This is a genomic window from Ornatilinea apprima, assembly GCF_001306115.1.
GTDB classification, from domain to species: Bacteria; Chloroflexota; Anaerolineae; order Anaerolineales; family Anaerolineaceae; genus Ornatilinea; species Ornatilinea apprima.
Genome location: NZ_LGCL01000031.1, coordinates 22,431 through 35,227, shown reverse-complemented (window position 1 = coordinate 35,227; position 12,797 = coordinate 22,431). Strand labels below are relative to the sequence as shown.

The 12,797-nt window shown below is 53.6% G+C and carries 11 protein-coding genes, 1 tRNA gene and 1 pseudogene; 8 read left to right on the top strand and 5 right to left on the bottom strand.

The features are described 5' to 3' along the window. Window positions 1-90: 90 nt before the first annotated feature. The 4 genes from ADN00_RS13495 to ADN00_RS13480 all read left to right on the top strand — a co-directional run bounded on the left by ADN00_RS13495 (window position 91) and on the right by ADN00_RS13480 (window position 3,773). Window positions 91-954: a polyphosphate polymerase domain-containing protein gene (locus ADN00_RS13495; RefSeq protein ID WP_082390137.1), complete on the top strand. Its 864-nt coding sequence runs from the start codon at window positions 91-93 to the stop codon at window positions 952-954. A 2-nt stretch (window positions 955-956) separates the two neighbouring features. Beyond that, a complete protein-coding gene (locus ADN00_RS13490) occupies window positions 957-1,598 on the top strand; it encodes a DUF4956 domain-containing protein (RefSeq protein WP_075063520.1) in 642 nt (213 codons plus the stop codon). Window positions 1,599-1,686: 88 nt separating this feature from the next. Further along, window positions 1,687-2,376, top strand: coding sequence for a response regulator transcription factor (locus tag ADN00_RS13485; RefSeq protein WP_075063519.1), 690 nt, complete (start codon window positions 1,687-1,689; stop codon window positions 2,374-2,376). After that, window positions 2,373-3,773, top strand: a complete 1,401-nt coding sequence (locus ADN00_RS13480) for a sensor histidine kinase (protein ID WP_075063518.1) — start codon at window positions 2,373-2,375, stop codon at window positions 3,771-3,773. The genes ADN00_RS13485 and ADN00_RS13480 overlap by 4 nt, the downstream gene beginning before the upstream one ends. Window positions 3,774-4,012: 239 nt before the next feature. Here ADN00_RS13480 and ADN00_RS13475 read toward each other — a convergent pair whose 3' ends face one another. Both ADN00_RS13475 and ADN00_RS20435 read right to left on the bottom strand, forming a co-directional pair. Then, entirely contained in the window at window positions 4,013-4,849 is an 837-nt protein-coding gene (locus ADN00_RS13475; protein ID WP_160317529.1) for a right-handed parallel beta-helix repeat-containing protein, read from the bottom strand. 186 nt (window positions 4,850-5,035) lie between these two features. Beyond that, window positions 5,036-5,170, bottom strand: a complete 135-nt coding sequence (locus tag ADN00_RS20435; protein WP_269083470.1) for a hypothetical protein — start codon at window positions 5,168-5,170, stop codon at window positions 5,036-5,038. A 225-nt stretch (window positions 5,171-5,395) separates the two neighbouring features. On the opposite strand from ADN00_RS20435, the pseudogene ADN00_RS20585 reads away from it, so the two are divergent. After that, window positions 5,396-5,569: pseudogene (locus tag ADN00_RS20585) on the top strand (response regulator); the annotation flags it as partial. A 36-nt stretch (window positions 5,570-5,605) separates the two neighbouring features. Here the strand turns inward: ADN00_RS20585 and ADN00_RS13465 are convergent. After that, window positions 5,606-7,582, bottom strand: coding sequence for a chloride channel protein (locus ADN00_RS13465; protein WP_152966354.1), 1,977 nt, complete (start codon window positions 7,580-7,582; stop codon window positions 5,606-5,608). A gap of 141 nt (window positions 7,583-7,723) precedes the next feature. Between ADN00_RS13465 and ADN00_RS13460 the strand changes: the two genes are divergently transcribed. Both ADN00_RS13460 and ADN00_RS13455 read left to right on the top strand, forming a co-directional pair. After that, window positions 7,724-7,796 (top strand) — tRNA-Glu (locus ADN00_RS13460). A 447-nt stretch (window positions 7,797-8,243) separates the two neighbouring features. Beyond that, window positions 8,244-8,432 (top strand): hypothetical protein, encoded by a 189-nt coding sequence (locus ADN00_RS13455; protein ID WP_075063515.1) that lies wholly within the window; start codon window positions 8,244-8,246, stop codon window positions 8,430-8,432. A gap of 76 nt (window positions 8,433-8,508) precedes the next feature. On the opposite strand, the gene ADN00_RS13450 is transcribed toward ADN00_RS13455, so the two are convergent. Both ADN00_RS13450 and ADN00_RS13445 read right to left on the bottom strand, forming a co-directional pair. Continuing rightward, entirely contained in the window at window positions 8,509-9,843 is a 1,335-nt protein-coding gene (locus tag ADN00_RS13450; protein ID WP_075063514.1) for a glycosyltransferase family 4 protein, read from the bottom strand. A 1-nt stretch (window position 9,844) separates the two neighbouring features. Next, window positions 9,845-10,855 carry a glycosyltransferase gene (locus ADN00_RS13445; protein WP_075063513.1) on the bottom strand — a complete coding sequence of 337 codons (1,011 nt, stop codon included), beginning with the start codon at window positions 10,853-10,855 and terminating at the stop codon, window positions 9,845-9,847. A gap of 246 nt (window positions 10,856-11,101) precedes the next feature. Between ADN00_RS13445 and ADN00_RS13440 the strand changes: the two genes are divergently transcribed. Next, complete coding sequence (locus ADN00_RS13440) at window positions 11,102-12,787, top strand: tetratricopeptide repeat-containing diguanylate cyclase (protein ID WP_075063512.1); 1,686 nt, start codon at window positions 11,102-11,104, stop codon at window positions 12,785-12,787. Window positions 12,788-12,797 lie beyond the last annotated feature (10 nt).

The following is a 12,797-nucleotide window of genomic DNA, read 5'->3' as shown; positions in this document are numbered from 1 at the left end:
CTCATTTATACAAAAAATAAACCACTTCTCTCCCGGCGGGAAGTATCATCAGGTCAACTCAGGCGCTCAGACGCCGTATGGAGGCAAACAATGAACCACAACTTATGGACAACCAACCCCACCCAAACGCAGACACAGGATCGCCAACTCCTGCAGCCCTGGGCGCTGCCAGGCGCTTCTCTGCAAACCTACACATCGACTCAATGGCTTAACCAGGTGTTGAATGCCTACTCCCCGATCACCCTGAAAGAAATGGACTCGGTCGCCCTGCTCAACCGCATTGATACCAAATTCGTTTTTTCGATGGGCCGGCTCTACAGCCTGCTGGCCGCGCTGCGCCCTCTCTACCGCGTTTTATCCGTGCAAGGCCAGCGTCTGAACCACTACCGTACCCTCTATTTCGACACCCCCGCTTTTGATCTCTATCGCCTGCATGTCAACGGGCGCGCGGACAGGTTCAAGGTCCGCAGCCGTGAGTACGTTGATTCTCAGCTCTCCTTCCTGGAGGTCAAGCACAAAACGCGCAAGGATCGCACCATCAAAGACCGCATTTCCACCCCCGCTCCCCTCGACGACCTGACCCCAGAATCAGAACAATGGCTGGATTCGGTGCTTCCGTTCGACAGCCGCTCTCTGCAGCCCAAAGTGTGGAACACGTTCACGCGCGTTACCCTGGTGAGCAACACCGGCTGCGAGCGGGTTACCCTCGATACCAATCTCGTCTTTTCAAACGCATTCAACGAAATCCGGCTGGACGGCATCGTGATTGCCGAGGTCAAACTGGACAGCCGGAGCACGCGCTCGCCCTTTTTGACACGCATGCAAGACGAAAGAATACATCCGCAGGGTTTCAGCAAATATGTGATCGGCGCTTCTCTTCTCTACGATCATTTGAAGAAAAACGCTCTCAAATCGAAATTAATCTTATTAAATAGAATGACACAAGGATTTTAAGCATGGAAAACTTCACAAATTTTTTACTTGGTTTTGGTTTCAATTTTATCGTCGCGTTGATGTTGGTGCGCTTCATTTATTACCCCTCCACGCACAATAAACGCTACGTTTTCACGTTTCTGGCCTTCAACACGGTGATTTTCTTCGTGTTAAGTTTTATGACCAGTATCGAAATCGGTGTGGGGGTTGGCTTCGGCCTCTTCGCCATTTTCTCCATCTTGCGCTACCGCACCGATCCCATCCCCGTGCGCGAGATGACCTACCTCTTTATCATTGCCGCCCTACCGGTGATGAACTTTGCCAGCGCCAACGCCAATGTGTGGCCGCAGCTTATCACCGCCAATCTGGCTATCCTCGCCATCATGTTCGTTTTAGAAAAGGAATGGGGCTTTAATTACGAAACCTCTCGGCGCGTAGTCTACGAGAAAATTGAGCTGATCCGCCCCGACCGTCACGCTGAATTGAAAGCCGACCTGGAAGCCCGTACCGGTTTAGCCATCAAGCGTATCAACATCGGAAAAATTAACTTCCTGCGTGACACCGTAGAGCTTACCATCTACTACGATGAGCGCGGGCATGAAACCTGGGCCAACCAGGATGAGCCAGTTCTGGCGCTCTATGCCAGCGATGACAGCGACGCATAATTCATCTCTCCTCCCCTAAACGGCGGGGCGGCGAATAACAGCGCCCCGCCCGGAGCAAAAAATCTTCAGGAATGGCTATAATCTTCTTATGACGCGAAAAATCTTAGTGGTAGACGATACCCGCAACGTGCAGGTCATGATCAGTGATTTTCTCACCGGTCAAGACTTCACCCTTCTCACCGCTTCAGACGGCCGGGAAGCCCTGCAGGTCGTCCATGAGGCCAGCCCCGATTTGATCTTGCTGGACATCATGATGCCCAATATGGATGGTTACCAGTTCATCAGTCAGCTCCGCCGCGAGTCCAGCATTCCGGTCATCATGATCACCGCCAAACAGCAGGAAGCCGATATCATCCACGGATTTGATTTGGGCGCAGACGACTATATTACCAAGCCTTTTCGCCTGCGCGAGCTGCTGGTACGCATGCGCGCCGTGCTGCGCCGCGCTGCCCCATGTGAAGAGAGCAAACCGCTGCTTTCCTGCGGCGACATCACCCTCGACCCCGGCAAGCACGAAGTGAGAAAGCAAGGTCGTGTCATCGAATTGACCCCGCTGGAGTTCAATATCCTTGAAATCCTCCTGCACTCTTCCGGCCAGGTTGTCCGCCGCGCGGATCTCTCCATGCGCCTGATGGAGAGCGGATTCACCGGTTCTGAGGCCACACTGAAGATTCATATCCGCAATTTGCGCCTGAAGCTGGAAGATGACCTCGAACAGCCGCGTTACATCGAAACTATTTTTGGCATTGGCTATCGCTTTGTGGAGGCCGCCGAATGAACCGATCATTAAAGGTAAAGCTGATTCTTTCCTATTTAGCTGTGGCTTTAAGTACCGTGCTGGTGGTTTCCGCAGTGATCCGCCTCACTTCGGGGCAATCATTGATGAACCTGGTGGTTGAGCAGCAAACTGCCCTGCTGCAAGAAGCTGTTCAGAATTATTACTCAGCCAACGGCACACTGCAGGGATTCGTAACAGATTATATGGAAACGAACCTCCCCCAGCCTTATCCCCCCCAACCTGACGATCAGGACAAGCCCCCCGAACCGCGCGACATTCGCGGCGTGCACGGCCTGATCGATGCGAATTACACCGCCATTATCCCCACCTTTGGCTATGAAGCCGGGCAAACCGTTCCCGCCGAACAGGTCAAGCAGTCCATTCCGATCAAGGTTGACGGGCAGACCATCGCTTATATTTTGCCCGACACCAAATTTCAATTCAAACTCAGCGCCGAAGAAGAAGTGTTTCTTCAGCGCACCAACCTGGCCATTGGGCTGGCCGCCCTGGCAGGCATTCTGGTGGCGGTACTGGCTGGGTACGCGCTGGCCGGCGGGCTGCTCAAACCCATCCGCCGCCTCACCCAGGCCTCTCGCGCTCTGGCGAGCGGAGACCTGCAGCAGCAGGTACCGGTAACCTCGCAAGATGAACTAGGAGAATTAACTGCCACCTTTAACAAAATGAGCGCCGATCTCGACCAGGCCGACCAGCAGCGCAAACGCATGACCGCCGACATTACCCACGACCTCAGCACCCCGCTGCAGATCATCTCAGGTTATATCGAAATGCTGGAAGAAGGCGAAGTTACTCTCACCCCACCGCGCATTGAGATCATTAAAACCGAAGTTAACCACCTGCGCCGATTGGTCAGCGACCTCACCACCCTTGCCCAGGTGGAAGCCGGTGGAGTGGATATGCAGGCTGTTTCCGTCCAACCGGCGACCATCCTGGAACGGGTTTTCCAAGCCTACCAGCCCATCGCCGCGCATCAAGGAATTGACCTGACCCTCGACGCGCCTCTTAGTCTGCCGGCCATCCTCGCCGATGAGGGGCGCCTGCTCCAGGTGCTTAAGAACCTGCTGGAAAACGCCTTGCGCTACACTCCTGAAGGAGGGGCTATTCACCTCTCTGGGCGCGCCGGAAGCAAGGTGGAATTGATCGTCAGCGACAGCGGCTCAGGCATCGACCCCGAAGACCTGCCTTACGTTTTTGACCGTTTCTACCGCGCCGACAAAGCCCGCAGCGCACAGGCTGGCAAAATGGGGCTTGGCCTGGCCATTTGCAAAGCCCTGGTCAGCGCCCAGGGAGGAACCATCAGCGCTGAATCGGGCGGGGCCGGCCAGGGGACCCGCATGATCATCGTCTTCGATCCATACCAGCCCGAAAACCTTTCATAGTCCCTGTAGAACGCAGATCTTTCGCAGGGAAGACCCCCTCCGTGCATCATAGCACGCTGATCTCAGGTGATTTTCTTAATGCTTCCGTGGTTTGGTTGAGCTTAGCGATCCCTTTACCGCTTTAGTAAGCCCGCGCCAACCGCCACCTCTTTGCATATCGCGCGTAACCATCTGCAGACCTGGCTTAGTCATCATCCTGCAGCGGTGCGCGCCCTTCAACCAGCTCTATGCCCCATTCATCAATGATTGCCCTTGATATGGTTTTGTTCAATGAGCTCCATTTGGGCATCCACCGCTTTGCACTCCGCCCCAATAGAGCAAACCACCTTGTTACCTAAGATTTGATTGCCAAATGGGTCGCCATCGAGAGCAACGCCAGACTGCTCCACCCGGCTGATTTTATTAGCCAGAACCTGATTGAAATCTGCTTCTCCGCTCAACAAAATCCCTTGCCAGCCTGCCGCGATGCGATTTTCCACCACCTGATTCCAATCGGAACCTTGTACCGCAATTCCAATGCTGACCGCATCAATCTGGTTGTGCGACACTTTAAGGGCGGATGAGGATTCATCAAGTCTCACACCCACTTTACCGGTGATCTTGTTATCTGCGATGGTCGCGTTGTTCAGACTTCCCAAATCCAGGCCAATGCCCTGAACGTAAATCTCATTCTTCACAATGCGAATACCCGCATTAGGATAATCCGAAGACGAAATACCATCTCCACTGCATAAAAACCGAATCCCTTCGATGGTGACATTCGAGGCCGGTAATGCATCAAAGTTGATTGCCCCTTCGCAGTTCTTAATCACCGCCCCATTTTTACTGATCAGGGTTAAGTTCGGCACAAATATGTTGATCGTTTTGTCATCCGTTGAGAATACAAAATCTCCCTGGCTGTTGTCGAGCACCACTCTGCCGGGCAAGGTTCCATCGGCTGTGGCCTGTCTAATCGCGAACTCAATATCCTCCGCGCCGTCTACATCCGCGGCGGTCAGGGAAACCGAATTCAAGCCTTTCATCCCGCTGGTGAGCAGGAAAACCGCGATCATCAAGAAAACAGCTTGCTTTTTCATTTCACCCTCCCAAAAAACCAAAACCACCAGAAAGTGCTGATGGTTAGTTTTCCTGCGGTGAAGCATATTTGATTGTACAACTGTACAATTCTCTTCCATCCCGATTATAGGATCATCTCCCCCGTGATTCAACTGGCAGTTTGTATCGCGCTACCGTCGATAAAGTAGCCACAATGGGGCAAGCAATCAGAACACATGACAGTCTATTGTAAAGCCAGCCAGGCTGCCTGTTACCGTTTCAACAAGCCCGCGACCAGCGGCGGCAGACTCCAGCAGCACGGTTTTAGTCTGGCAGACCACCACCGGTTCTGTTGTGCTCATTAATCACCAGCGCGGATCGGTCTCTATGATCGGCAGCGCCCTTTCTTCCTCTTCCTCATTCAGACGATACAGCCGGGTTTCCATAGCAGTGGAATCAGAGGTCGCCTGTTTCCACCGTCCAGACCGTTATAGACCACATTCCCCTGGCTGAATCGCATCGCCTCATAATCCCCTAACCAGTCCTGGCTCAACTTCACCGCTAGCGCATAAGACAATAGGGAAGCTCTTCAAACCGTCCATAAGGCCAGCCCCGATTTGACCTTGTTGGCCATCATGATGCCCAATATGCATCGGTGCCTGTTCATCAGCCAGCTCCGCCGCGAGTCCAGCATTCCGGTCGTCATGATCTCCGCCAAACAGCAGGAAGCCGATATCGTCCGCGGATTTGATTCGGGTACCGACGGCTGGCTTTATGAATTCAGATTTCGGCCGCGCTTAAGCAACTGGCGGCTCATTCATGCACATTCTTCCAATCTCACCCGCCGCCGCCTCTTCCGCCACGGCCACCAGCACATCGCCAGCCTGCAGGCAGGTTTCACCGTGCGGCACAAAAGCCTCAGATCCGCGTTGAATACTGGCAATAATGGAACCCTGTGGAAAGGCGATCTCGCTCAGCTTTTTTCCCACCACGCACGAGAGCGGCTCAACTATAATCTCATTCACAGCCATGCGCGGCGGCGTCAGAGAATCCAAGCGTGCCGCCTGCTTGCGGTGGCGCTGCAGGGTCCTTTGAGTCATCGCCACCGAATAGGCGTGGATCACGTCCACCCGGCGCAAAATACCCACCAACTTGCGGGGGTTAGCACTATCTACCACCGGCAGCCGTCCCAGATCTCGTCGGCTCATTTTTTGCATCGCCAGAGACAGCGATTCTTCAGGCATGACGTAAACCACATCGCGGGTGCAAATATCCCCCACGGTTAAGTTCTGCCGCCCGGTTTCATTAGCCGCGTCGATATCCCGCAAGGTAAGCACACCGGCCAGCTCACCAGACGCGCTCACCACTGGCAAGCCGTGCCGCCGTGTGCGCGCGAAGATGCCAGCCGCCTCCTCCAAAGAAATGCCTTCCTGCAGCACATGCGGATCGGTTTCCATCACCTCGCCCACCGTCAGCGATGAGAGCACCTCAATATCCCGCCCCCGATCCAGTCGAATCCCGTGCCGCGCCAGTCCCATGGCATAGACCGAATCGCGCTGTAGGTGTTGAGAGACGAGCAGGCTCACCGCCACAGCCAGCATCAGCGGCAGAATGATGCGGTAGTCTCCTGTCATCTCAAACAACAAAATTGCCGCGGTCAGCGGGGCATGCACGGCCCCGGCCAGAACGGCAGCCATCCCCACCAGCGCGAAGGCCGCCGATTCAATCCCCAAGTTAGGCAGCAGAATTTTCCCAATTTCGCCGACCGCCCCACCGAGCGCCGCCCCAATAAACAACGAGGGCGCAAACACCCCTCCATAAAACCCACCACCAATGCTGACCGGGGTCAAAACCAGCTTGGCCGCCATCAACACCAGCAGCATCACAATCGAAAAGTCAGCCCGATTGAGAATTTCTCCAATGGTCTCATAGCCCACCCCCAACACCTGCGGCAGCGCCAGGCCAACCGCGCCCACCACCGCGCCAGCGAGAACCGGCTTTAGCCAGGCTGGCAGTCTGATCTTGCCGAACAGGTCTTTCATTTGATACAGCAGGCGCACATACCCTGCCGAAACCGGCCCGGCTGCCAGCCCCAGCAGCAGGTACAGCGGCAGCTCACCAATCGAGTGAAAAGAATAAGCCGGAATTTGAAAAGCCGGCTGGCTGCCCGACAATGCCTGAATCAACACCGACGAGGAAACCGAGGCAATCAAGATCATGCCCAACGATTGCCCACCAATCTCGCCCAAAATGATTTCCAACGCGAAAAAGACCCCCGCGATGGGCGCGTTGAAGGCCGCCGCGATCGAAGAAGCCGCCCCGGCAGCCACCAGCGTGCGCAAGCGCTCTTCTGATACGCGCAGTTTCTGCCCGATCATCGAAGCGATGTTGGCCCCAATTTGCACCGACGGGTCTTCCGGCCCAACCGAAGCCCCCGCCCCAATCGAAAGCGCCGCGGTCAGCGTTTTAACGGGCGATTTTTGATAACCCAACCGCCCGCCCGTAATGGCGACCGACTGCATGATCGCGGCGGTGCCATGCAGTTTCTCTTCACCTATCCAATGCTGCGCCACCAGGCCCACCACGGCACCCCCCGCCACCGGAAGCAAAGCTCCCAGCCAGGGCAGGCCAGTGATCATTGGGAGCTGGAGGTTGTAGCCCCACAGGGTCTCAAACAGGCTCTTAAATACCCACACTCCTGCGCTGCTCAATACCCCAATCAACATGGATAATCCTCCCATGCGAATTGTCTGGGAAGAAAAGAAACGCTTCATGATAACCTCAAACACCTTAGGTAATTGTTTTTCTTTTTCAATCAGATTGATGGGGCGAATTATACTCTCATTACGAATAGACTCGGTTTTCCAATCAATTGACAACCAGCAGTGAGTCTGATAAAATCACTCCGTTCATTGGCCCCCATCGTCTAGCGGCCCAGGACGTGGCCCTCTCAAGGCCAAAACGGGGATTCGAATTCCCCTGGGGGCACCTGACAGAAGCCAGCTCACACCAGTTGGCTTTTTTGTTTCAAAACGGTGATCCCCGCAGGAGGGATGTTATTCGAATTCCCCTGGGGGCACCTGACAGAAGCCAGCTCACACCAGTTGGCTTTTTTGTTTCAAAACGGTGATCCCCGCAGGAGGGATGTTATTCGAATTCCCCTGGGGGCACCTGATAGAAGCCAGCTCACACCAGTTGGCTTTTTTATTTCAAAACGGTGATCCCCGCAGGAGGGATGTTATTCGAATTCCCCTGGGGGCACCTGACAGAAGCCAGCTCACACCAGTTGGCTTTTTTGTTTCAAAACGGTGATCCCCGCAGGAGGGATGTTATTCGAATTCCCCTGGGGGCACGTCAATCAGCCATTACTTCTCTTTGGATACATATATGGTAAAATTAGGTATATTACTCCGATATCCATAAAGGAACCCGACTATGCCTGAAACAAATAAATGCCTCTACTGCGAAATTACCAGCCTGGAAGTTCCCCTCATTAAACTGGACTTCAAAGGCCAGGAGTTGTTTGTCTGCCCTCAGCACATTCCCTTGCTCATCCACGAACCCCAAAAACTGATTGGCAAACTCCCCGGCGCTGAACGCATGGTTCCTTACCAGCAAGATTAGCCCGATTCGAGATTAATCATAGAAGCCGGATTCGGCGCAGCGCCGAATCCGGCTTCCATTGAATTCACAATCTTCATCAACCCGCTTTCTGCCGGTAGATTTGTTGAATCTCCTCCATCTCCTGTTCCAGAGTGCGCACCGGTTGGATGTTGCGGCTCATTCCGTCCAGTTTTTCTGGATGTTGTGCCAGCATCGATAAAATATCCGCCAGTGCGTCTTCATTCCCCACTTCAAACAGCAAGCCGTTGATTCCATCCTGAATTTCATAGGACATATTGGGAATATTGCTGGCAATCACTGGAACCTTGGAGCGCAGCGCTTCAAACATTACCAGTGGACCAATCTCATTCCACAAAGAAGGAATCACCACCACATCCAATTTTGAGAGGATTTCAGGAATTTCGCTGATCGAATACCCACCACGCAATTCAATCCGGTCATCTTGCCGGGCCAACAATTCTATCTTGTGCTGGTAATCCTGGTTGGAAGAGGAAGAACCGAACAAAGACAACCGCATATCCTGCGCAGAAGCTGCTTTGAGAAAAGCTTCAATTAATAAATGTACTCCCTTATGATGTTCAACTTGGCCCAGGTATCCCACCCGGATAGGTGGCTGGGTTAAACTTGCTCTTTGCACTTCTCCTATGGTGTGAATCCCATGCGGAATATAGACCATTTTTTCCGGTGTCACACCACGCGTCTTGCAGACACTCAGTAAATAGCGCGAGGGGAAAATCAACGAATCGGCACTATCCAGAACACCCATGAGCGTGATATACCGCTGCTCTACCTGTTCAGCCAGGTCATCCACAACCTTCTGCGACACCAGGCGATGTTCAATCCATTGCCGTAGCTCTGAAACCCCAGGCGAAGAAAACAGAGAGTATACCAACTGGAAACGCCGCTTCTCGGCCAGCAGGCAGCGCGCGCAGGTCTCGGGGTTGAATTCGTCCTTATTTGATATGCTGCCGTCCGACTTGAGCATGTTGATGCGCGGGCAAATGAACCAGAAATCAGTCAACGTGATCGTCACCGGAATACCCAGAGACTTCGCAGCCCTTACCGCCCCCGCCCCCAGCAGATAACCGCTGACCATGTGAAATACATCCGGTTGAAACGCCTCAAGATATTTCCTCAAGTTCTCTTCGATCAAAGGATTATCATAAAGGGAAACAAAACGCAATTTATCGTTACTGGGCAGCACCAGCGTTAAGCGGCGCACGGGGATTCCCTGGTACTCTTCATCAGACCAGCGGATACCGCTTTGCTCGTCTTTTTCAAGATTCCGCACAGTTACAACCCGAACTTCGTGCCCCATTTGCATCAGCCACATGGCCATGTCAAATGCGCGCAGTTCCGCGCCGCCTATTCGATCTGGTGGAAAATGGTGGACCGAAATGACGATCTTCATATCAGTGAATTCCCCTCTTGACCGCTTTGCCGTAGAATTGGTCGATCATTTGCTGTGGATCAAGTTGAAAAACGTGCTCCACAGTGCGCATTCCACGGGTAGCCCACAGTCCCGAAATCTTACCACGAATATTACTCCACTCCACCTGAAGATTAATCTCCGGTTCTGCCACGGCGTACGCGTCTGCCCGATTCATCCATCTCTTCACCCGCCGCACACCCATCGAAAGCAGGTAACGCGGCAAAGCCATCACCTGCCGGAAGATTTGCCGCATCTGATAACCGGGCGTGCGCGGGTACCCCGGCGCTTCCCGATACAGGGTGTCAACCAGAATCTCTCCAAACCCATATTGCCGGTACTGCCGCGTGAGGGCTTTCATGGTGCTGCGGTGATGGTGATAAATCACCGCCCGATCAGCGTAGCCGATGCGCACTCCGCCGGCTATCTGCACCCGCCAGGATAAATCCACATCTTCCGCGGTCAGCAGATTAGCGTTAAACCCCCCCACCCGTTCAAAGACATCCCGCCGGTAGGCGGCATTGGCCGTGTATAAGTGAGGAAGATATTCATGTACTCCACTGATGTAATTAGTCAAGGTGTTCCGTTTCTGGCAGAAAAATTCTGCAAAGGTGGAATTTGCATCCAAGGCAGCCTCTATCCGCCCGCCGCACCCGCCGATTTCCTCATCGGAGAAAGGCTGTATCAGTTCTTCTAACCAATCAGGGTCTGCCACACAGTCCGCGTCGGTAAACGCCAGAATATCGGCTTGGGTATGCCTGGCCCCCACATTACGCGCGTATGCCGGTCCTTTCCGCTCGCATTGAATTACACGAACCGGGTATGTCTGGACAATCGCTTGCGTCCGGTCGGTCGAACCATTCTCAACAACGATGATTTCAAACGGACCCGCGTTGAATTGTTGTTGTAGCAGGCTCTCCAGGCATGCTGCAATCGTCTTCTCCCCATTATAAACGGGGACAATTACGCATACAGATAACGGTTGTATTGTCATAAACCCTGAGTTCCGAATGGAAACCAAATCGCCCACTTATCAAATACACATTGATTATACAGAAGAAAACATACAAGAGCAAAAAAGAACAATCGATAAGCAATCCAATATCGTTCATCTCTGTCAATCGCCACCCCCATCCTTTATCATTCATTCCAAAAATCAAAAACTCGCCACGCGAATTGACCTTTTCCTGTATACTGGAAAGAATTAGAAAGGCAAGATCACGCTCACAACCACGCATCCATGATAAGTTCAACCCCCAACCCTTCCTCTGCTCAAAGCGCAAAAGAAACCATTCACTATCTTAATCAGCAAGCTCTAGGCCTGATTGATGATGACCCCAAAGCGGGTTTAATGCTTGCCCGGCAGGCCCTGGAGCTTGCCCTCTGGCATCAGGACGCCCAAGGGGGATTTGAAACCCACATTGCTCAAAGCTATTTGGGCGTGGGCCGCTTTCAGATGCAGTTGAGCTGTTATCCTGAAGCCCTCGAGGCTTTCGAGCTTGCCCATTCTCAATACGAACTGATAAATCACCCTCGCCAGGCAGCACTTTGCCTTTCTTATGTTGGCACCGCCCTGGCTTACCTGGGTGATTACCCGCAAGCGCAGGCCTATTTTTACAACGCCATCGAACAGGCCCAGCAAGCCGGTGACTCCCAATTAGAAGCCGAAGTTCTCAATGACCTCGGCTACAGTTTTGTGGTGATGGGGCGCTTCACGGATGCCCTGCCATTGCTCACGCGCAGCCTGGCCTTTTTTCGAGAGAGCGGCAGCAAAATTCCATTGTGCTGGGTACTGGATAGCCTCTGCAGCGCCTATCTGGGCCTGAACGATTTTCCCCAGGCGCGCGCTTACCAGATCGAGTTGATCCGGCTATGCCGCGAAACCCATCAATGGAAGACCTTCTGCGAGCATCTCATTCACTGGGGTCAAGCTTTCAACCGCCTCAACCAACCTCAAAAAGCGGCTCACACCATTCGCCTCGCGCTGCGAAAAGCCCGCCTTTATGGCTACCGAAACGCAGAAGCACTCGCACTGCACGCTCTGGGCAGCATTCAAAACACACCCCTATCCTTCTCCGAATCTGAATCCTTGCTGATACAGGGGCTGGCCATTGCCCAGGAAATTGGCAGCCGGCCCATTGAATTGGATAGCTATTACGCTCTGGCTGAATTGTACAAAACGCACGCCAATTTTGAACAAGCCGTCCTTTATTTTGAACGTTTCCACCAATGCAAAGAACAACTCTACAGCGAGCAAACCGATACCCAGTTAAAAAACCTTCATGCTGCGTTTCAGCTTCGCCAGGCGCGCCAGGAAGCCGAAATCCTGCAATTGCGCAATCACGAACTCTATGAAGAGATCTCCCGGCGCACCCGCGCCCAACAGTTATTGGAAGAAGTAGCCAGCACAGACACGCTGACGGGTTTGCTCACCCGCCGCAGCTGGCTTTCTCAGGCGCACAGCATCCTCCTTCGTGAAGCACAGCAGGAAAACTGGTCTTCCATTGTCCTTCTCGATTTGGACTTCTTCAAAAGAATTAATGATGAATACGGCCATTCAGCCGGGGATGATCTATTGGTTGCCTTTTCCAGCCGCCTGATATTGAGCCTGCGTCCTCAAGACCTGGCTGGGCGATTCGGCGGCGAAGAAATCATCATCCTCTTTCCCAACACCCGGCCCGCCGAAGCCGAGCGTTTGCTCAACCGCCTGCGCGACATGCTTTCCACTTCAACCCTCATCGCCGAGCTGCCTGAGATTCACGTTACCTTCAGCGCCGGTATCACCTCCCTGCCCCCTGGAGACTCCTTTGCGTTGCCGGTATTGCTCAATCAGGCCGACCAGGCTCTCTATGCGGCCAAACGCGCCGGGCGCAACCGCAATCAAATCTTCGGCGCGCCAGAGAGCTTTCCCTCCCCGCAAAAGTAACTTGCTCGCC

Bases quoted from the DNA above. Each gene is read 5' to 3' on its own strand.
- ADN00_RS13495 (WP_082390137.1), top strand. From the start codon at position 91: ATGAACCACAACTTATGGACAACCAACCCCACCCAAACGCAGACACAG.
- ADN00_RS13490 (WP_075063520.1), top strand. From the start codon at position 957: ATGGAAAACTTCACAAATTTTTTACTTGGTTTTGGTTTCAATTTTATC.
- ADN00_RS13485 (WP_075063519.1), top strand. From the start codon at position 1,687: ATGACGCGAAAAATCTTAGTGGTAGACGATACCCGCAACGTGCAGGTC.
- ADN00_RS13480 (WP_075063518.1), top strand. From the start codon at position 2,373: ATGAACCGATCATTAAAGGTAAAGCTGATTCTTTCCTATTTAGCTGTG.
- ADN00_RS13475 (WP_160317529.1), bottom strand. From the start codon at position 4,849: ATGAAAAAGCAAGCTGTTTTCTTGATGATCGCGGTTTTCCTGCTCACC.
- ADN00_RS20435 (WP_269083470.1), bottom strand. From the start codon at position 5,170: ATGAGCACAACAGAACCGGTGGTGGTCTGCCAGACTAAAACCGTGCTG.
- ADN00_RS13465 (WP_152966354.1), bottom strand. From the start codon at position 7,582: ATGAAGCGTTTCTTTTCTTCCCAGACAATTCGCATGGGAGGATTATCC.
- ADN00_RS13455 (WP_075063515.1), top strand. From the start codon at position 8,244: ATGCCTGAAACAAATAAATGCCTCTACTGCGAAATTACCAGCCTGGAA.
- ADN00_RS13450 (WP_075063514.1), bottom strand. From the start codon at position 9,843: ATGAAGATCGTCATTTCGGTCCACCATTTTCCACCAGATCGAATAGGC.
- ADN00_RS13445 (WP_075063513.1), bottom strand. From the start codon at position 10,855: ATGACAATACAACCGTTATCTGTATGCGTAATTGTCCCCGTTTATAAT.
- ADN00_RS13440 (WP_075063512.1), top strand. From the start codon at position 11,102: ATGATAAGTTCAACCCCCAACCCTTCCTCTGCTCAAAGCGCAAAAGAA.